General features: G+C 63.2%; 20 protein-coding genes. 14 read left to right on the forward strand and 6 right to left on the reverse strand.

Annotated elements, in window-relative coordinates; all coding sequences use genetic code 11:
• Nucleotides 1-253: 253 nt before the first annotated feature.
• The 3 genes from KY465_RS06170 (at nt 254) to KY465_RS06180 (ending at nt 1896) form a co-directional block, all read left to right on the forward strand.
• Nucleotides 254-571 carry a hypothetical protein gene (locus KY465_RS06170; protein ID WP_219200827.1) on the forward strand — a complete coding sequence of 106 codons (318 nt, stop codon included), beginning with the start codon at nt 254-256 and terminating at the stop codon, nt 569-571.
• A gap of 75 nt (nt 572-646) precedes the next feature.
• Nucleotides 647-964, forward strand: a complete 318-nt coding sequence (locus tag KY465_RS06175) for a hypothetical protein (protein WP_219200828.1) — start codon at nt 647-649, stop codon at nt 962-964.
• Nucleotides 965-1311: 347 nt separating this feature from the next.
• Nucleotides 1312-1896: a transglutaminase-like cysteine peptidase gene (locus KY465_RS06180; RefSeq protein WP_219200829.1), complete on the forward strand. Its 585-nt coding sequence runs from the start codon at nt 1312-1314 to the stop codon at nt 1894-1896.
• Nucleotides 1897-1989: 93 nt separating this feature from the next.
• On the opposite strand, the gene msrB is transcribed toward KY465_RS06180, so the two are convergent.
• From msrB to KY465_RS06195, 3 genes are all read right to left on the reverse strand, one after another.
• Nucleotides 1990-2517, reverse strand: a complete 528-nt coding sequence (gene msrB / locus KY465_RS06185) for a peptide-methionine (R)-S-oxide reductase MsrB (protein WP_219200830.1) — start codon at nt 2515-2517, stop codon at nt 1990-1992.
• A gap of 171 nt (nt 2518-2688) precedes the next feature.
• Entirely contained in the window at nt 2689-3255 is a 567-nt protein-coding gene (locus KY465_RS06190) for a fasciclin domain-containing protein (RefSeq protein ID WP_219200831.1), read from the reverse strand.
• A 175-nt stretch (nt 3256-3430) separates the two neighbouring features.
• Complete coding sequence (locus KY465_RS06195; protein ID WP_219200832.1) at nt 3431-3877, reverse strand: MarR family winged helix-turn-helix transcriptional regulator; 447 nt, start codon at nt 3875-3877, stop codon at nt 3431-3433.
• An 85-nt stretch (nt 3878-3962) separates the two neighbouring features.
• On the opposite strand from KY465_RS06195, the gene KY465_RS06200 reads away from it, so the two are divergent.
• The gene (locus tag KY465_RS06200; protein WP_219200833.1) at nt 3963-4433 is read left to right on the forward strand and encodes an ABA4-like family protein; all 471 of its coding nucleotides are present in this window, start codon (nt 3963-3965) and stop codon (nt 4431-4433) included.
• On the opposite strand, the gene KY465_RS06205 is transcribed toward KY465_RS06200, so the two are convergent.
• The 3 genes from KY465_RS06205 to KY465_RS06215 form a co-directional block, all read right to left on the reverse strand.
• The gene (locus KY465_RS06205; RefSeq protein ID WP_219200834.1) at nt 4434-5162 is read right to left on the reverse strand and encodes an anti-sigma factor; all 729 of its coding nucleotides are present in this window, start codon (nt 5160-5162) and stop codon (nt 4434-4436) included.
• Nucleotides 5159-5710, reverse strand: a complete 552-nt coding sequence (locus KY465_RS06210) for a sigma-70 family RNA polymerase sigma factor (protein WP_219200835.1) — start codon at nt 5708-5710, stop codon at nt 5159-5161. Before KY465_RS06210 ends, KY465_RS06205 begins: the two co-directional genes overlap by 4 nt.
• A gap of 169 nt (nt 5711-5879) precedes the next feature.
• Nucleotides 5880-6089: a hypothetical protein gene (locus KY465_RS06215; protein ID WP_219200836.1), complete on the reverse strand. Its 210-nt coding sequence runs from the start codon at nt 6087-6089 to the stop codon at nt 5880-5882.
• Between the two features lie 28 nt (nt 6090-6117).
• Between KY465_RS06215 and KY465_RS06220 the strand changes: the two genes are divergently transcribed.
• The 10 genes from KY465_RS06220 to KY465_RS06265 all read left to right on the forward strand — a co-directional run bounded on the left by KY465_RS06220 (nt 6118) and on the right by KY465_RS06265 (nt 17693).
• Nucleotides 6118-7104 carry a glycoside hydrolase family 25 protein gene (locus KY465_RS06220; RefSeq protein ID WP_219200837.1) on the forward strand — a complete coding sequence of 329 codons (987 nt, stop codon included), beginning with the start codon at nt 6118-6120 and terminating at the stop codon, nt 7102-7104.
• Nucleotides 7105-7228: 124 nt separating this feature from the next.
• The gene (locus KY465_RS06225; protein WP_219200838.1) at nt 7229-8290 is read left to right on the forward strand and encodes a KpsF/GutQ family sugar-phosphate isomerase; all 1062 of its coding nucleotides are present in this window, start codon (nt 7229-7231) and stop codon (nt 8288-8290) included.
• Between the two features lie 91 nt (nt 8291-8381).
• Nucleotides 8382-9428 (forward strand): MraY family glycosyltransferase, encoded by a 1047-nt coding sequence (locus tag KY465_RS06230; protein ID WP_219200839.1) that lies wholly within the window; start codon nt 8382-8384, stop codon nt 9426-9428.
• A gap of 88 nt (nt 9429-9516) precedes the next feature.
• Complete coding sequence (locus KY465_RS06235) at nt 9517-10227, forward strand: gluconate 2-dehydrogenase subunit 3 family protein (RefSeq protein WP_219200840.1); 711 nt, start codon at nt 9517-9519, stop codon at nt 10225-10227.
• Entirely contained in the window at nt 10227-11993 is a 1767-nt protein-coding gene (locus KY465_RS06240; protein ID WP_219200841.1) for a GMC family oxidoreductase, read from the forward strand. The genes KY465_RS06235 and KY465_RS06240 overlap by 1 nt, the downstream gene beginning before the upstream one ends.
• Before the next feature lie 9 nt (nt 11994-12002).
• Nucleotides 12003-13286 carry a c-type cytochrome gene (locus tag KY465_RS06245; RefSeq protein ID WP_219200842.1) on the forward strand — a complete coding sequence of 428 codons (1284 nt, stop codon included), beginning with the start codon at nt 12003-12005 and terminating at the stop codon, nt 13284-13286.
• Between the two features lie 135 nt (nt 13287-13421).
• Nucleotides 13422-14399 (forward strand): GDP-mannose 4,6-dehydratase, encoded by a 978-nt coding sequence (gmd, locus tag KY465_RS06250; protein WP_219200843.1) that lies wholly within the window; start codon nt 13422-13424, stop codon nt 14397-14399.
• Between the two features lie 28 nt (nt 14400-14427).
• Nucleotides 14428-15402: an NAD-dependent epimerase/dehydratase family protein gene (locus tag KY465_RS06255; RefSeq protein ID WP_219200844.1), complete on the forward strand. Its 975-nt coding sequence runs from the start codon at nt 14428-14430 to the stop codon at nt 15400-15402.
• A gap of 102 nt (nt 15403-15504) precedes the next feature.
• Nucleotides 15505-16551 carry a UDP-glucose 4-epimerase GalE gene (gene galE / locus KY465_RS06260; RefSeq protein ID WP_219200845.1) on the forward strand — a complete coding sequence of 349 codons (1047 nt, stop codon included), beginning with the start codon at nt 15505-15507 and terminating at the stop codon, nt 16549-16551.
• Between the two features lie 149 nt (nt 16552-16700).
• Nucleotides 16701-17693 (forward strand): glycosyltransferase, encoded by a 993-nt coding sequence (locus KY465_RS06265; RefSeq protein WP_219200846.1) that lies wholly within the window; start codon nt 16701-16703, stop codon nt 17691-17693.
• Nucleotides 17694-17695 lie beyond the last annotated feature (2 nt).

A 17695-nucleotide genomic window follows, 5' to 3' on the forward strand; every position in this document is an offset into this window, starting at 1 on the left:
TTGAAATTGCTCGCGTTCCAGAACCCTATTTGTCGGCACCCGCATTTTCAATGCCACAAAAACGTTAGCCGGCCACACATTATCGTGGTTTGAAACGCGCCTTTTTCGGGCGCATCTCTTCGTCATCGAACACGGGCCAAGCGGCTCGGACGATCAGGGAACGAAAGAAGTTTTCCTGCATCTGAAACTTAAAGAACCGACGGCCCGTAACACCACAAGAGGCCAAAACGGTTTCGAACAAAGGAGAGAAAAAATGAACAAGCTGATTATCGCCCTGGGCGTTGCCGCCCTCACCTCCACCGCCGCCTTCGCCGATGGCTCGACGGCACTCGATGCAAATTTCCTGCCGCAGGAGACCGCCGCCTTCACCACCGCAGCGCCGATGGCTCAGAACAACGAGCAGTCCAACCTGCAGCGTGGCGTGTCGCCGCGGGCCAGCGGTCCGAGCTTCGACGGCACGATCGATTACACGGCCACCGCCTCGATCGGTGACGACGCTTCGGTCTCCGGCAATGGCTATGTGCAGCTCTGGACGCAGCCGCGCCTCGGCGATGGTGTGCGCGCCTACTAAGGGTGCATGCCAAATCGTCCGGCGCAGCGCGCCCCCGACCCCTCAACATCTGAATCATCAAAGAAGGATAAGACCATGAAAACTCTCGCAATCGCACTCGGCCTGACCCTGGCCGCCTCGACCGCCGCCCTTGCCGACGGCTCGACCGCCCGTGACGCCGTGTTGCTGCCGCAGGATACTGCAGCTGTCACCGCGCAGGCGCCGATCGCCGAAACCGGCGTGCCGTCCAACCTGCAGCTCGGCATCTCGCCGCGCGCTTCCGGCCCGAGCTTCGACGGCGGCATCGACTACACGGCAACCGCCTCGATCGGCGCAACGGCGGATGTATCCAGCAACGGATATGTCAACCTGTCGCAGCAGCCGCGCCTCGGAGACGGTGTGCGCGCCTACTAACCCAGCCGAACTCCTCATGGGCCGTCCGGCCCATCTGCAAGGCCACCATCAGCGGGATGAATGCACAAGGCATCATTCTCTGGTGGTGGCCGCATCTGTTTTTGGGAGCGGCCATGCGAGGCCGCGTCAGCGCGGCGGCGGCAGCGATCCCGCCCCCGGTCATATTCTCGACATCTACGGCGGCTTTGATGCTGGAGGCTGCAGGATCCACTTGAACGGGTGCGGCCTTTCGTTAAGATCACACCCTGTCCCGCCATAACAAGCACAACAGCGGGGGGAACATCGGCAGCACTATCGTCAGCCCCGCCTGGTTTTCGTCGCGGCTGCGACCTTGAGGAGCGAACCGCATGAAGCCAGGCCGTATTCTTATCTCCGCGACACTCGCTGCCGCGGCTTTTCTCGTTGCGCCGATGGCACAGGCCTCGGTGTGGCTGAAGACCGGGGGGCAAACCTCCCGCCCCTACGGACATGTGCAGTATTGCAGCAAGAACAGAAGCGATTGCCGCGCCAGCGCGCGCGCCAAGGATCTGCCGGCGGCGCGGCTGTCGACGCTGCGTTCGGTCAATACGGCCGTCAACCGCGCCATCAAGCCGGTCTCGGACATCCGCCAGTTCGGCAAGCGCGAGCACTGGACGGCCAATACCAAGGCCGGGGACTGCGAAGATTATGCCCTGGCCAAGCGGCGGGCGCTGCTGCGCCGCGGTTTTTCCGCCTCGCAGCTGTTGCTGACCATGGCACGGCGGCGCGGCGAACCGCATACGGTGCTGGTGGTGCGCACGCGCGAGGGGGATTTCGTCCTCGACAATATGCGCCAGGACGTGCTGCCGGTGAACCGCACCGGACTGGCCTATCTGAAAATGCAGTCGCAGGACAATGCGGCCCGCTGGGTGCGCGTCACCGGCAAGACTTCGCAGGCTGCCGCGGCGCGCTAAGCCAATTGCCACCGCGAATGCAACACAGAAAAAGCCGGGCCTTACGAGACCCGGCTTTTTGATGCAATGTTGTCTTTACGCGGTTCTGGCGGCTCAGGCGGCCTGTGGCGCAAAGCGCAGGGCAACACCATTCAGGCAATGGCGCAGGCCGGTGGGCGCCGGGCCATCGTCAAAGATATGGCCGAAATGGCCGCCGCAGCGACGGCAGTGCACCTCGGTGCGCAGCGCGAACAGGGAGCGGTCGTCCTTGGTGCCGATGGCATCGGGCAGCGACTGGTAAAAGCTCGGCCAGCCGGTGCCGCTGTCATATTTCGCTTCCGAGGAATAGACCGGCAGATCGCAGCCGGCGCAATGATAGATGCCCGGCTTGTAATTCTTGTCGAGCGGGCTGGAAAAGGCGCGCTCGGTGCCTTCCTCACGCAGGATGCGAAACTCTTCCGCGGTCAGTCGCTGGCGCCATTCGGCCTCGCTGAGCGAGATTTCGAAGTCGCCGGCGGTTTCGGCGCGGGCGCGGTGGCCGTCCGGCCGCAGCATGGCGGCAATGCCGACCGTGGCGACACCGGCCATGGTGGCGGCCCCGGCGAGAAGCAGTTTTCTGCGGTTGAATGAGGGGTTCGTCATGAGAATTCTCCTCTTTCTTTCCTGGTAATACCACAGCGGCGGCATGACAAAACGAAATTGCTCAAATGGGCGTGATGACAGCGTGAGTGCAATCGGCCCCCGCGCATTGGCGCACGGGAGCCGACCGTTGCAGCGGATTCTCCGGCGGAGCCGGTTCTCCGTCGGTGCCGATTACATCTTCGGCAGCAGCACCGTGTCGATCACGTGGATCACACCGTTCGACTGGTCGACATCGGCGATGGTGACGTTGGCAACATTGCCGTTCTCGTCTTCGATCATCACCTTGTCGCCTTCATAGGTGACCTGCAGCTCGCAGCCGCCAACCGTCGTCACAGGGTGCGTGCCGCCATCATCATCAACCATCTTCATGATGGCCGAGGAATCCGCATCGGCGCCGACCACGTGGCAGGTCAGGACCTTGGTGAGCATGTCCTTGTTTTCCGGCTTCAGCAGATCTTCGACCGTGCCAGCCGGCAGGGCTTCAAATGCAGCGTTGGTCGGCGCGAAGACGGTGAAGGGGCCTTCGCCGCTCAGCGTTTCAACCAGACCGGCAGCCTTGACGGCGGCAACCAGGGTGGTGTGGTCCTTCGAGTTGACGGCGTTTTCGACGATGGTCTTGTCGGCGAACATTTCAGCACCGCCGACCATCGGGTTCTTGGCGTGGTCGTCGGCCTGGGCGGCAGTCAGGCCAGCGGCGATCACGGCACCGGCGGCGAGTGTGCGAAGCAAAGTCTTCATGTCTGATCCTCCTGGATTGTTGTTCTCGATGGTCGGGCGGGGCCAAACTCATCTCGGCCGCCAGATGGTTCCGGCGGTTGCAGGGAGGTAGACGAGGGCGCGTGCAAAATAGTTTCAGCTTTTTTCACCGAGGGCTGAAAGCCCGGAGCGGCGGGGTTGCGGGCGCCCTGCCCTTTCAGGCCAGCATGTCTCCTGTTGCGGCCATCAGGCGGCGCACCATCGAGGCGAATTTCTCCACCTCCTCGTCGTCCCACCGGTCATCGAACAGGTCGCCTGCCCGCTTCGAGAAGGTCGCAAGCGCCTGAAACAATTTTTCCCGCCCGGCATCCGTGGTCACCACGAAAACCAGCCGCGCATCCCGCGCATCGATCTCCCGATCCACAAGGCCGATCTTCTCCATCGGTGCGGCCATGCGCGTGATGGTGGACGCACTGACGTGCATCCGCTTTGCCAGATCGACGCGGGACAGCCGCTTTGCCGCAGAGCGTTCAAGATGAAGCATCAGCAGGAACTCGTTGACAGAGATTCCGTGAACGGCTGCGAACTCGCCGCTCAGCCCGGCGCGGAAATCGTCAGCGGCCTGGAGCAGGCGCAGCGCATTGGTGGTGTGCAAATCGGTCATGCGACATATCTATTGCAAATTAATTGCGTTTGCAAGCATATTGCAATAGACCGGGTACTTCCGCAACCGGAAGGTCCCTCCCGCCATGAACTTTGAAACTCTGTTCTCGACCGCCAGTATCATTGCCATGACAGGCTGGCTGTTCCTGTTGGCCTCACCGCTCATTCCGGTATGGTCAGACCGGATCGCCGGGACGCTACTGCCAGCCGTGCTATCGCTGGGCTACCTTGCGCTGCTGATCGTGCCCTCCTCTGCCAGCGGTGGCGGCTTCGGCACGCTGGCGGAGGTAATGGCGCTGTTTTCCTACCGTCAAGCCGCGCTTGCGGGCTGGATTCACTTTCTGGCTTTTGATCTTTTCCTCGGCGCCTGGGTCTGTCGCAAGGCCCGCTCAGAAGATGTTCGCTTCTGGCTGGTTGCACCATGCCTGCCGTTGATCTTTCTGTTCGGACCTGCGGGGCTGCTCGCCTTCCAGGCAATCCGTGCCATCCGCAACCGAATGTCACAGACACGCGCCCCAGTGGCCGGCGTTCAGGGGCCGGCGATCAAGGAGGACTGATCACTGTTTGGCGAGCGGGCCGGCGACGAGCACGGGACCAGTGGCAACACCGGTCGGCGAGCCGCCCGCCGGCTCGAGCGACACGGCGAGGGTAACGCCCTCGCCCAATTGTTCGGCTTGCTGCTCGGTCAGCGTCAGAGTTCCACCATCGGCCGGGATGAGGCCGAGGGAGCGGGGCACGCCGTCGCCCGGCACGGCCCACAATTCCAGGGATTTCTCCGCCCCGCCGAGCGCGGCCGGCACGATGTTGAGCGTGGCACTCTCCGGATCGTAGCGGGCGACCATCGCCATCGGCGCATCATCACCGGCCAGATCGGCGATCAGCGGCGCCGTGGGGAGGCCGTCAGGCGCGCCGTCCGGGCCGGGCAGAAGGCCGGTGTTCACGGCGGCAAAAGCAACGGCGACGGCAAGCGAGGCGACGGCAAGGCCGCGCCAGAAATTGAGAGATCCCCAGATCCGCGCCGAGGCGCCGGCCTCGCTGCCGAACAGGCGCTTGTCGAGGCGCTGGCGGACGATTGGCGGAATGTTGGCCGGTTCATAGGCCTTGTCGAGTTCGGACAGGTCCGTCTGCCAGCCCGCGACAAGTCCGGCAAACCGGGGATCGGTGGCAATGCGCCGCTCGGCTTCCCGGCGCTCGGCATCGGGCAGCACGCCGACGACATATTCGCCGGCAAGAGCGATATCGTCCTGCGGTCCGTGTCCGGATGGTCCTTGGTGACCTGTGCTCATCGCTCCATACACTCCTTCAGGCTGATCAGGCTGCGGCGAAGCCAGGTGCGCATGGTGTTCAGCGGCACGCTGTATTGGCCGGCCAGCTCCTGATAGCTGTAGCCTTCGACATAGGCACTGACCACGGCCTGCGCCCGGTCGGCATCCAGTTGACCAAGGCAATTGTCGATGCGGCGGCCCTCGCTGGTGTTGACAGCAACGGCTTCCGGATCGGGCGCCTCGTCGGCCACAAACGGCGCATCGTCCAGTTCGACCGGATCGGGGCGGCGGGCGCGCAGCATGTCGATGCAATGATTGCGCGCGATCGTCACCAGCCACGCCATGGGCGCAGCCTGTCCGGCCGAAAAGCTTTGCGATCGCTGCCAGATCTTGACGTAAATCTCCTGCAGCGCGTCTTCCGCCTGGGCCTGTTGCCTGAGTATACGCAGGCAGACGCCGAAAAGTTTCGGCCCGGTCCTGCCATAGAGATCGGAAAAGGCCTTTCTGTCGCCCAGCGCAACGCGCGAGATCAACTGGCCAACGGCATCGTCATTTCGCTGATCGGTCATGTTCGCCTTTGCGTGTCACCTTGCAAGCGGCGTCCCCGACAGCCACTCCTCGTCATTATAGGGCGAAGTGGCAGCGGTGTCAGGCGCAAGCGCGGTTATATTCGGCCCTGCTCATCGGGAACGGAAGCGCGCGTGACCGCGCACCGGGCGTTGTCAAAGCATTTACCACTTAACCAGTGTTACCAGCCGGCTGGCCCGCAAGCGGCAGCATCGAGCCGCATCCATGCTCTGCTTTCCGTTTTGAAAACAGAGGCTTGAGGAAGGCGCAGCGGTGCAAATGCGCTCGCGCACCAACTCCGGCGAAACTGTCGCCTGATTGCTTCGGATTCAATCTTTCTTGGCAATTGTTCATTAAGCTTGGCGACTTGATCAGCTTCATCCCCTCCTGTTCCGCTTAGGGATTTTTTATGCGCACGCCGCTCATTTCACTGTCCGTCCTGACCCTTCTGGTGCCGATCGTGGCCGGCTGCAATTCGTCCGGCGTCGATGCGCTCAAGATCAGCAAGTCAGCGGCGATCGACAAGACGACGACAGCCTCCGTGCGGCCGATCGTGCCGCCCGGAACGCTGAACGAAACTGCCAAGGAAGGCGGTCGCGACGAGGCACGCGGTCTCGGATATGCCAACACGGCGCGTCCGGTCGAAATGGCAGTGCTGCGCGCCAACAAGCCTGCCTTGCAAGGCCGTTCGGATGCGCCGACCATCTACAAGGCGCGGTTCAGCGATGCCAAGCCGATCGATTTCGGCCAGTTGTCGCCTGCAGGGTTTGCCGTGCACGGTGTCGATGTGTCGCGCTGGCAGGGAAAGATCGACTGGACGGCATTGCGTCAGCGCGGCGCCAATTTCGCGTTCATCAAGGCGACCGATGGCGGCGATCATCTCGATCCGAATTTTCACCGCAACTGGACCGCCGCCCGCGAGGCCGGCGTGGCGCGCGGCGCCTACCACTTCTTCTACTGGTGCCGCACCGCCAGTTCGCAAGCCGACTGGTTCATCCGCAACGTGCCGAAGGAAAAGGGCGCGCTGCCGCCGGTGATCGATGTCGAATGGAATCACACCTCGAAGACCTGCCGGAAATACCCCTCGCCGGAAATGGTGCGCAAGAAGATGCAGGTGTTCATGGACCGGCTGGAAGCGCATTACGGGCAGCGGCCGATCATCTACACGGCGCCGGACTTTTATGACGACAATCTGAAAGGCGCCTTTCCGAACCATCCGTTCTGGCTGCGGGCGGTTGCCGAGCATCCGTCCAAGGTCTATCCGGGCCGCGACTTCCTGTTCTGGCAATATTCCGGCACGGGCCTTGCGGCAGACCATCCGACGCAGATCGATCTGAACGTCTTCAATGGCAGTGCCGCCGGCTGGCACAAATGGCTGCAAGCAAACCGCCTCTGAGTGCGACAGCGCCTCTGAATCGCGAGAAAAGGCTGGATGGCGCCGCAGAGGCGCCGATTCTCACCGCTTTTTCTTTGCAACGCCGGCATCCGGCGATTATGCAAGCGCAAAGGAGGTCGCGGCGATGCTTGGAAATTCAAAACAAGGAAGCGCGCAGGCACCGGCAGCGAATACCGCAGGCGCAGGCACCGAGCCAACGCCCGAGGCGGCCGTTGCCGAGGAGATCCTGTCGCATGGCCGCGATGTGGTGGCGATGGAAGCGGCCGGCGTGGCCGCCCTGGCGCAGGCGCTGGACGAGCATTTCGTTGCCGCGGTGAAGGCCTTGCTGGCGGTCAAGGGACGGGTGGTGATTTCCGGTCTTGGTAAATCCGGCCATGTCGCCAAGAAGATCGCGGCGACCCTGGCTTCGACCGGCACGCCGTCCAATTTCGTGCATTCGGCGGAAGCGGCGCATGGCGACATGGGCATGATTTCCGGCGAGGACGTGCTGATCCTGTTGTCCAATTCCGGCGAGACCGCCGAACTGGTGCCGGTGCTCAACCACGCCACGGCGCTTGGCATTCCCGTCATCGGCATCACCTCGGGCAGCGAATCGACGCTGGTGCGCGCGGCAACGATCCCGCTCGTCTTGCCGGTGGCGCAGGAAGCCTGCCCGATCCGCATGGCGCCGACGACGTCGACCACGATGATGCTGGCGCTGGGCGACGCCATGGCGATGGCAGCGATGCGCCTGCGCGGGTTCTCGCGCCATGATTTCCAGCGGCTGCATCCGGGCGGCAGTCTCGGCCTGAAGCTGATGCGGGTCGAGCAGTTCATGCACCAGGGCGAGCGGCTGCCGCTGATTTCTCCCGACATGCCGATGGCGGAAGCCGTGATGGTGATGACATCGAAAAGCTTCGGCCTGGCCGGCGTGATCGATGAAGACGGCAACCTGATCGGTATCGTCTCGGACGGCGATCTGCGGCGCCACATGCATGAATTGACCACGGCCCGCGCCGGCGACGTGATGAGCACACGGCCGCGGGTGATCAACGGAGCGATGTTCGCCGAAGATGCGCTGCGCTATCTCAACGAGGAAAAGATCACCGCCTTGTTCGTCATCGATGGCACGGCCGGCGCGGAACGGGTCGGCAAGCCGATCGGCCTCGTGCATGTTCACGACTTCATCCATCTCGGGCTGGCGTGATCGCGGCGCAACCCTGATCGCACGCTGGCGCCCGAGGTCCTGCTGAAGCCGATGGACGGCACCGGCGGGGATGTGAAAAAGGACGATCCGCGTGGGCGACGCGACAAACCGTTTGCTTGCACCGATCCCGTTTGCCGAGGATCCGCAGCTCGTTGCTCTGCTTGGCCTCGGTATCGTGACGACGGCAATTGTCTGCGCGGCGCTGCTTGCCGTGTTGCGGGCCGTGCTGCCGGCGCGATTCCTGCAGGCGGGCGTTTCGGCGCGCTCGGCGCACGCGTCGCCCACACGTCAGCTGGGCGGACTGGCGGTCATACCGCTCGGTGTCCTTGCCAGCCTGGGTTTGATGCAGCCGGCCGGAATCATTGCGCATCTGCCGCTGTTCATCGGCCTGGCGCTGGTGTTCGGCCTCGGGCTGATCGACGATCTGCGCGGGCTCGGGGCGCCCACCAAACTCCTTGTCCAGCTCATCGCCGCGGCCATTGCCGCGCAGGGGCTCGGTCTGGAAGCCGGCATCCTTTCGGTCCTGCCGCCGCTTGTCGCGCTGGCAATCGCAACGGTGATCCTCACCGCGTTCATCAACCTCGTCAATTTCATGGACGGCATCGACCTGATGAGCGTCGCGGGCGTCGGCACGGGGCTGTTTTTCCTTGCCCTCCTGGCCGCGTTGAGCAGCGCCGGCGGCTCCCAGGTGCTTGTCTTGGGCCTTGGTCTGGTCGGCGCGCTGATCGGCTTTGGCTGGCACAATCGCCCGAAGGCGCGCATCTTTCTCGGTGATAGCGGCAGCCTTCCGCTCGGGCTTGCCGCCGGCTACCTGGCGCTGACCGCCAGTGAAGCCGTTCATCCGGCCATCGCCCTGTTGCCTTTCTCCTATTATCTCGTCGACGCAAGCCTGACCGTCGCAAAGCGCCTGCGCGCCGGCGAGAACATCTTTCGCGCCCACGCCGCGCACGCCTATCAGCACGCGCATCGCAACGGCGTTGGCACCTGGCGGCTGGTGACGGAGGTGGCGCTTATCGGTGCGGCAACGGGTATGGCGGCGCTTTATGGCTCCACGCTTTCCGGGCCATCGACATTTTTTGTCGCCGCGGGTGCTTGGCTTGCCGCGCTGGTGTTCTATCTGCGCTTACGGGCCGTCTGACGGCAACGTCCGGTTCGGCTCGGCCGCGGCTTGACATGCTGCGCTTCGTTTCCGGTGGCCATGGCCACAAACGACCGAGGGCGAAACATTGGCTATATCGCGACGATATTTTCTCACCGGCGCCTCCGTTCTGGCTCTGACCGGCGGCGCCTTGGCGCGCTCGTATCGCGGCAGCGTGCCATGGTCCAGCAAGACAGCGCGCCCACCCTCCCCGGCCGGTTTGCACCAGACCTTTTTCAGCGCCGAGGAACGCTCGGTCATCGTGGCGATGGTCGACAGGCTGATCCCGAAGGACGAGTTCCCCTCGGCTTCCGAAGCGGGCGTGGTGACTTTCCTTGAAGATCAGCTGGCCGGCCCTTACGGGCGCGGCGACATCTACTATCTGCAGGGTCCGTTCCAGCAGGGCACCGAAAGCCAGGGCTATCAGGCGGAAGCGCCGGCGATTCTCTACCGGCAGGCGATCGCAGACCTCGAGACGGCCATCCGCAAGGAGGGGACCGACGGTTTCACGGCCCTCGATGCAGAGGCGCAGGACGATTTTCTGACCGCCCTGTCCGAGGGCGAGCAGGAGCTGGAGCATGTCGACGCGAAAACCTTCTTCGACCGGCTGTGGGAAGACACCCAGCTCGGCTATTTCGGCGATCCGGTACATGGCGGCAACCGGGACATGGTCGGCTGGAAGATGATCGGCTTCCCGGGCGCCCGCTATGACTACCGGCCATATATCGATCACAATGGCAAGGCGCTCGACCTGCCGCCGGTGTCGGTTGCCGGCAACTACCAGCGGGAGGCCAACTGATGGCGCGCAAACTTCCCAAGCGCGAGGTGGTGATTGTCGGGTTCGGATGGACCGGCGCGATCATGGCCGAGCAACTGACTGCCGAGGGCCTCGATGTGTTGGCTCTCGAGCGCGGCGTGTGGCGCAACACCTCGACCGATTACGCGGTCACCAACGCCCAGGACGAGGTGCGCTACCGCTTTCGCCACGACCTTTTCGAGCAATTGTCGCGCGAGACAATGACCTTTCGCAATTCCTCCGACCAGACCGCCCTGCCGATGCGCATGCTCGGCTCGTTTCTGCCGGGCACCAATGTCGGCGGATCGGGGGTGCACTGGAACGGCATTACCTGGCGTTTCCTGCCCTCCGACTTCGTGGCACGCAGCCACAATGAAGAGCGTTACGGGCCGCTGCCCGAGGATATGACCATCCAGGACTGGGGCGTGAGCTACGAGGAGCTGGAACCGCATTACACCACCTTCGAGGAGCTTTGCGGGATCTCGGGCAAGGCCGGCAATCTCAACGGTCGCTTGCAGCAGGGCGGCAACCCGTTCGAGGGCCCGCGCTCGAAAGAGTATCCGAACCCGCCGATGGATATGGTGCTGGCACCGAAACTGTTCGCCGAGGCCGCGAGCGGATTGGGCTATAAACCGTTCCCCTTCCCTTCCGCCAATATGAGCCGCGCCTACACCAACCCGCTTGGCGTGTCGCTGGCGCCCTGCACCTATTGCGGTTTCTGCGAGAAATTCGCCTGCGGGAACTATTCCAAGGCCAGTGCTCCGACGACCATTTTGCCGGTCTTGATGCGGCGGCAGAATTTCGAATTGCAAACGCAGGCCATGGTGCTGCGGGTGTTGAAGGCGGCCGATGGCAAGAGCGTCACCGGGGTGGAATACATCACGCCGGAGGGCGAGATCATCGAGCAGCCGGCCGACATGGTCATCCTGTCCACCTACATCAACCACAATGTGCATCTCTTGATGGTCTCGGGGATCGGGCAGATTTACGATCCGCGCTCGCAGCAAGGTCTGGTGGGCAAGAACTACGCCTATCAGATCACCTCAGGCGTGACCGTGTTCTACGATGAGGAGACCCATATCAATCCATTCATCGGCGCGGGCGCGCTGGGCATGGTAATCGACGAGTTCAACGGCGACAATTTCGACCATTCGGGCCTTGGCTTCATCGGCGGCGGCTTTATCGGCCAGACGCAGACCAACGGGCGCCCGGTGGAAAGCCTTGCGGTGCCGGATGGCACGCCGAAATTCGGCGCCGGCTGGAAGAAAGCGATGCGCGAGAATTACGGACATTCGGTCGGAATCGGCACGCATGGCGCGGTGATGAGCTATCGCGGCAACTATCTCGATCTCGATCCGACCTACAAGGATGCCTATGGACGGCCCCTGATGCGCATGACCTTCGACTTCACCGAGAACGAGTTGCGCATGAGCGATTATCTGACCGACCGCGCTGTCGAGATCGCCGAAGCGATGGGCGGGCGCGAGATGACCGTGAGCCGCCGCAAGGGACCCTATTCCATCGTGCCCTACCAGACGACACACAATACCGGCGGCCACATCATGGGCGCCAGCCCCGCCGACAGCGTCACCAACAAATATCTGCAGCACTGGCAAATGCCGAACCTGTTCCTCACCGGCGCCGGGGCTTTTCCGCAAAATCCCGGCTACAACCCGACCGGCACGGTGGCCGCGCTGGCCTATCACAGCGCAGCGGCGATCCGGCGTTCCTATCTGAGAGCGCCGGGCCAGCCCATGGTGCAGGCATAGGAGGGCATCATGCGCTATCTTTCTCTCGCGCAATCGCTGACCCGCTCCTCCCGGCGCATCCGGATCGCAGGGCTGGTGGCACTCAGCGCCTGCCTGTTCGCAGCGGCGACACATCCCGCCCTGGCCCAGGGCACCAACGACTGGTCGGAGCTGCAGCGCGGCCTCTATCTCAGCCGTGTCGGCGACTGCGCCGCCTGTCATACGGCGGATCCGGAAAAACCGATGGCCGGCAAATACGCGCTGGATACGCCGTTCGGCACCATCTGGACAGCCAATCTGACGCCGGACGAGGAGACCGGGCTGGGCGAATGGAGCGCCGATGATTTCTGGCGGGCGATGAATGAGGGCATACGGCGCGATGGCGCGCATCTCTATCCGGCCTTCCCCTATACGCATTTCACGCTGATCAGCCGCGCCGATTCCGATGCGATCTACGCCTATCTGCAATCGCTCGAACCGATATCACAAGACGTCATGGAGCCCGACTTCCCCTTTCCGCTGAATATCCGCTTCGTGCTCAATGGCTGGAACCTCATCAATTTCGAGGATCGCAGCTTTACCCCCGATCCGGAAAGGAGCGCGGCCTGGAACCGCGGCTATTACATTGCCGAGGGACTGGGGCACTGCTCGATGTGCCATTCGCCGAAAAATTTCACCGGCGCGGTGAAAGATGGCGATGCGGCCTATTCCGGCGGCATGGCAGAGGGCTGGCTGGCGCCGGCTCTCCGGCCGGGCAGCGGCGGGCCGGGCCTGTCGGACTGGTCGAAAGACGATCTGATGGCGTTTCTGCGCCATGGCCGCAATTCACGGACGGCGGCGTTCGGGCCGATGGCGGAAGTGATCGACAAGTCGACACGGCATCTCACCGACAGCGATCTCGATGCGCTGGCCACCTATATTCTCGATCTTCCGGAGTCTGGCGAGGCGCCGGCTGACAGCGAGGCGATCGACACTGACGATCCGGCGATGCAGACCGGCGCGCTGGTCTATGCGACGCAATGCAGCGCCTGCCACGGGCCGGACGGCGAAGGAATCCCAGGTCAGTTCGCCCGCCTCAAGGGATCATCCCTGACCCAGAGCAGCGATCCGACAACCGTGGTGCGGCTGGTGCTTGAAGGCGTGCGCTCGGTGCCGACCGAGAAATATCCGACGCCGCACGCCATGCCGGCTTTCGACTGGAAGCTGAATGATGCGGAAGTCGCGGCGGTGGCCACTTATGTGCGCAACGCCTTCGGCAACAGCGCCCCGGCCGTGACCGCCGATGCGGTTGCCGAGATCAGGGAGGCGCAGTGAGGGTGCGGCGCGCGGCACGCCGCTCCTGACGGTTGCCGGACGGGCGATGAGGCTTTCAATGGCGCCGTGTTTGTGATTTGAGACCTTTCGACATTGCAGCGCCGGCCTCGGCGCCCGTGACGAAGGATTGTTTCAATGACCGAAAAAAAGGCTTTCATCACCGGCATTACCGGGCAGGATGGCGCTTATCTTTCCCAGCTTCTGTTGAATGAGGGTTACGAGGTACACGGCCTGATGCGGCGCAGCGCCTCGGCGCATGTGGCCACCAACCGGCTCGACTGGCTGGGCATCACCAGGGACGTTCATCTGCATGACGGCAACCTGACCGATCTTTCGGCGCTGATCCGGACGCTGCAGGAGCTCCAACCCACCGAGATCTACAATCTGGCCGCCCAGTCCTTCGTCAAATCCTCGTGGCAGCAGCCGCTGCTGACCGGGTCGGTGACCGGTATGGGCGCGGCGAATGTGCTCGAAGCGGTGCGCATCGTCTGCCCCGAAGCGCGCTACTACCAGGCCTCATCCTCGGAAATGTACGGGCTGATCCAGGAACCGGTGCAATCGGAGACGACGCCCTTCTATCCCCGGTCGCCCTATGCGGCAGCGAAGCTTTATGCGCACTGGATGACGGTGAATTACCGCGAAAGTTTTGGCATGCACGCCTCCAGCGGCATCCTGTTCAATCATGAATCGCCGCTGCGCGGACCGGAATTTGTCACCCGCAAGGTGACCGATGGCGTGGCGCGCATCAAACTCGGCCTGGAAAGCGAGTTGCGGCTGGGCAATATCGACGCCAAGCGCGACTGGGGGCATGCACGCGACTATGTGCGCGCCATGTGGCTGATGCTGCAACAGGACGAGCCTGACGACTATGTGGTGGCGACCGGCCGCACGACGACCGTGCGCGACATGTGCCGCATCGCCTTCGAGCATGTGGGTCTGACCCCGGACGCGCATCTGGTGATTGATCCGGAGCTGTTCCGGCCGGCGGAAGTCGATGTGCTGCTTGGCGACGCGAGCAAGGCCAAGGACCGGCTCGGCTGGCAGGCGGAGATCACACTGGAAGACATGATCGCCGAGATGGTCGATGCGGATCTGGCGCGCCTGCGCCAATAACCGTCCGTCGTAACCGGGAGCGCCGCCCATGAAGCGGAAAATTCTGATCACCGGTGCAAGTGGCTTTGTCGGCCGGCATGTTCGCACGGCCCTTGAGACCATGCCGGGAGATGCTGAGATCCTGGATCTTAACGCGGCGGAAGCCGGCGATGGCCCGGACATTGCCGATCAGGCCGCCGTGGAAGCGGCGATCGCGCGGCTGCAGCCCGACGCGGTTATCCACCTGGCGGCTGTCGCCCTGCCGGCTGAGGCGCGTGACGCCCCGGCGCGTGCCTGGGCGGTGAATTTCCAGGGCACGCTGAACATCGCCGCCGCCCTGCGCGCGCATTGCCCCCAGGCGCGGCTGATCTTTGCCGGCAGTTCGGAAAGTTATGGCGCGGCCTTCGCGCTCAACGAGGGGCCGACCGACGAATTGACGCCGCTGATGCCGCAATCGGTTTACGCGGCCACCAAGGCCTGCGCCGATATTGCGCTCGGCCAGTTGGCGGCCGAAGGGTTCGACTGTATCCGCTTTCGCCCTTTCAACCACAGTGGGCCCGGCCAGGCGCCGCTTTACGTGGTGGCCGATTTCGCACGCCAGATCGCCGAAATCGAGGCGGAGCGGCGCGCCCCGGTCATACGTGTCGGCAATCTCGATGCGGAACGGGACTTTCTCGATGTGCGCGATGTGGCGCGCGCCTATGCGCTGGCCGCCATGGCTGGCGCTCCGCAGCCTTCGAAGCCCCCAGCGCAGCCCCTGCCCCACTCAACCGCCTACAATCTGGCATCCGGGCGCGCGGTGCGGATCGGCGCCATTCTGGACGCGCTGATCGGCATGAGCCGCGTCAGTATCTCGATCGAGACGGATCCCGACCGCTTGCGTCCCGCCGACATCCCCCGCACCATCGGCGATGCCGGGCGCGCCGCAGCCGCGTTTGGCTGGCGGGCCGAGATTGCGCTTAACACCACTCTTGCGGACGTTCTGGACGACCAGCGGCGCCAGGTGGCGGGCCGTTCCGACTGATAGGGTGCGACGGGCGGCATCCGGCGCGGCTAAGGGCTTCTTTACCCGGCACTGCTAGATTGTCGGTGGGGCGGAAACAGGCCGAGGGAGGCCGATCGATCCATGGCGCAACGCATCCTGGTCACCGGAGGAGCCGGCTATATCGGGTCGCACACCTGCGTGGCCCTGCGGCAAGCCGGCTACGAGCCGGTCATTTACGACAATTTCAGCAATGCAAGCCGCCAGGTGCTGAAGCGTCTCGCCGCCATCTGCGGCAGCGCACCGGAGGTTATCGAGGGCGATGTGCGCGACCGCGCCGCGATCGAGACGGCATTGCGCAGCCATGACATCCGCGCGGTCATCCATTTTGCGGCCCTGAAATCAGCGAGCGAATCCATCGAGATGCCGCTGGCCTATTACGACAACAATGTGCACGGCACGGTGCAATTGCTCAGCGCGATGCGCGCCTGCAATGTCGCATCGCTGGTGTTTTCCTCCTCGGCGGCGGTATATGGCGACGCAGAAAGGATGCCGGTGCGCGAGGACTCCCAGCGTGCCGCGCAGTCGCCCTATGGGCGAACGAAGATCATCTGCGAAGACCTGTTGAGCGATATAAGCCGCGCCGAGCCGGGCTGGTCGATTGCCCGGTTGCGCTATTTCAACCCGTTCGGAGCGCATGAAAGCGGACTGATCGGCGAGGATACACGCGGCGTACCCCCCAATCTCGGGCCGTATCTGACGCAGGTGGCGGCCGGGCAGCGGGTGCAGCTTTCAGTCTTCGGGGGCGATTATGACACCCGCGACGGCACCGGGGTGCGCGATTTCATTCATGTCGTGGACCTTGCCGAGGGGCACATCGCGGCGCTGCGAAAGCTCGAAGGCGATGCCGGGCTGCTGACCGTCAATCTCGGCACCGGCACCGGCTATACGGTGCTGGAGATGATCGCTGCCTTCGCCAAGGCGAGCGGACGGCCGGTGCCCTATGTGATCGCCCCGCGCCGCAAGGGCGATATCGCCGAATGCTACGCCGATGTCAGCCGGGCGCGCGAAATGCTCGACTGGCGGGCGCGGCGCGGCCTGGCCGAGATGTGTGCGGATGCCTGGCGCTGGCAGATACGCAACCCGGAGGGCTATGCTTCGGACCCGCATCGCGAAAAAGCGATGCTGTGATCCCGAGCGGCGGTGTGCGCTGAGCTTCGGCGCCCGCGTATCTTTCGGACTGCTATATTTTTCGCTTTCCGCTGTGATTTATGCATCTTCGGCACTGGCCTAAACTTGGCACAGAGGCCATAAGTAGCCTGAATTCGATGGGGGGCCAGATGATCAAAGACTTGCCGGGACGGATCGCGGTGATCATCCCGTGCTACAAGGTCATCCCGCACATCCTTGCGGTGCTGGAGGCGATTCCGCCGACGGTGGAAGCCATCTACATTGTCGATGATGCCTGCCCGGATGGATCGGCCGCGCACGTCGAAGCTCAAAGTCCAGACACACGGATCAAGATCATTCGCCACGAGGTCAACCTCGGCGTGGGCGGCGCAATGATAACCGGCTATCGCGCCGCGATCGCCGATGGCATGGACATTCTCGTCAAGATTGACGGGGACGGGCAGATGGACCCGGAACTGATCGAACAGTTTGTCGCACCGATCCTGAAAGGTGATGCGGACTATACCAAGGGAAACCGGTTCTTCGAATTCGAGCGGGTCAGCGCGATGCCGAAGGTTCGCCTCTTTGGCAATGCCGCCCTGTCCTTCATGACAAAATTTTCATCGGGCTATTGGGATATATTCGACCCGACCAATGGCTTTACCGCCATTCACGCAAAGGTTGCCAAGGAGCTGCCGCTCGACAAGCTCAACCGCCGCTTCTTCTTTGAAAGCGATATGCTTTTCAGGTTGAACACGCTGCGTGCGGTGGTGGTCGATATCCCGATGACAGCACTCTACGAGGACGAAGTCAGCAATCTGAAAATCTCGAGGATCGCCGGCAGTTTTCTCTATAAGCATATCGGCAACACGCTCAAACGGATTTTCTACAGCTACTATCTCCGTGATTTCTCGGTCGCCTCTCTCGAATTGCCGCTGGGGTTTTTCATGTTGGTGTTCGGCGCCTTGTACGGAACACTGCAGTGGGCGCATTATGCCGGACTGGGGTTACCGGCGCCCGGCGGGACGATCATGCTTACGGCCGTGACCATGATCATGGGCTTGCAACTGCTGCTGGCCTTTCTCGCCTATGATGCGGGTTCGGTGCCGAAACGTCCACTTCACCCGCGACTGCACTCCCCTTCGCAACGCGGCAGCTCCTAGCC

It is taken from the genome of Neohoeflea coraliihabitans (assembly GCF_019334345.1).
Taxonomy (GTDB): domain Bacteria; phylum Pseudomonadota; class Alphaproteobacteria; order Rhizobiales; family Rhizobiaceae; genus Pseudohoeflea; species Pseudohoeflea coraliihabitans.

Bases quoted from the DNA above. Each gene is read 5' to 3' on its own strand.
- KY465_RS06170 (WP_219200827.1), top strand. From the start codon at position 254: ATGAACAAGCTGATTATCGCCCTGGGCGTTGCCGCCCTCACCTCCACC.
- KY465_RS06175 (WP_219200828.1), top strand. From the start codon at position 647: ATGAAAACTCTCGCAATCGCACTCGGCCTGACCCTGGCCGCCTCGACC.
- KY465_RS06180 (WP_219200829.1), top strand. From the start codon at position 1,312: ATGAAGCCAGGCCGTATTCTTATCTCCGCGACACTCGCTGCCGCGGCT.
- msrB (WP_219200830.1), bottom strand. From the start codon at position 2,517: ATGACGAACCCCTCATTCAACCGCAGAAAACTGCTTCTCGCCGGGGCC.
- KY465_RS06190 (WP_219200831.1), bottom strand. From the start codon at position 3,255: ATGAAGACTTTGCTTCGCACACTCGCCGCCGGTGCCGTGATCGCCGCT.
- KY465_RS06195 (WP_219200832.1), bottom strand. From the start codon at position 3,877: ATGACCGATTTGCACACCACCAATGCGCTGCGCCTGCTCCAGGCCGCT.
- KY465_RS06200 (WP_219200833.1), top strand. From the start codon at position 3,963: ATGAACTTTGAAACTCTGTTCTCGACCGCCAGTATCATTGCCATGACA.
- KY465_RS06205 (WP_219200834.1), bottom strand. From the start codon at position 5,162: ATGAGCACAGGTCACCAAGGACCATCCGGACACGGACCGCAGGACGAT.
- KY465_RS06210 (WP_219200835.1), bottom strand. From the start codon at position 5,710: ATGACCGATCAGCGAAATGACGATGCCGTTGGCCAGTTGATCTCGCGC.
- KY465_RS06215 (WP_219200836.1), bottom strand. From the start codon at position 6,089: ATGAAGCTGATCAAGTCGCCAAGCTTAATGAACAATTGCCAAGAAAGA.
- KY465_RS06220 (WP_219200837.1), top strand. From the start codon at position 6,118: ATGCGCACGCCGCTCATTTCACTGTCCGTCCTGACCCTTCTGGTGCCG.
- KY465_RS06225 (WP_219200838.1), top strand. From the start codon at position 7,229: ATGCTTGGAAATTCAAAACAAGGAAGCGCGCAGGCACCGGCAGCGAAT.
- KY465_RS06240 (WP_219200841.1), top strand. From the start codon at position 10,227: ATGGCGCGCAAACTTCCCAAGCGCGAGGTGGTGATTGTCGGGTTCGGA.
- KY465_RS06245 (WP_219200842.1), top strand. From the start codon at position 12,003: ATGCGCTATCTTTCTCTCGCGCAATCGCTGACCCGCTCCTCCCGGCGC.
- gmd (WP_219200843.1), top strand. From the start codon at position 13,422: ATGACCGAAAAAAAGGCTTTCATCACCGGCATTACCGGGCAGGATGGC.
- KY465_RS06255 (WP_219200844.1), top strand. From the start codon at position 14,428: ATGAAGCGGAAAATTCTGATCACCGGTGCAAGTGGCTTTGTCGGCCGG.
- galE (WP_219200845.1), top strand. From the start codon at position 15,505: ATGGCGCAACGCATCCTGGTCACCGGAGGAGCCGGCTATATCGGGTCG.
- KY465_RS06265 (WP_219200846.1), top strand. From the start codon at position 16,701: ATGATCAAAGACTTGCCGGGACGGATCGCGGTGATCATCCCGTGCTAC.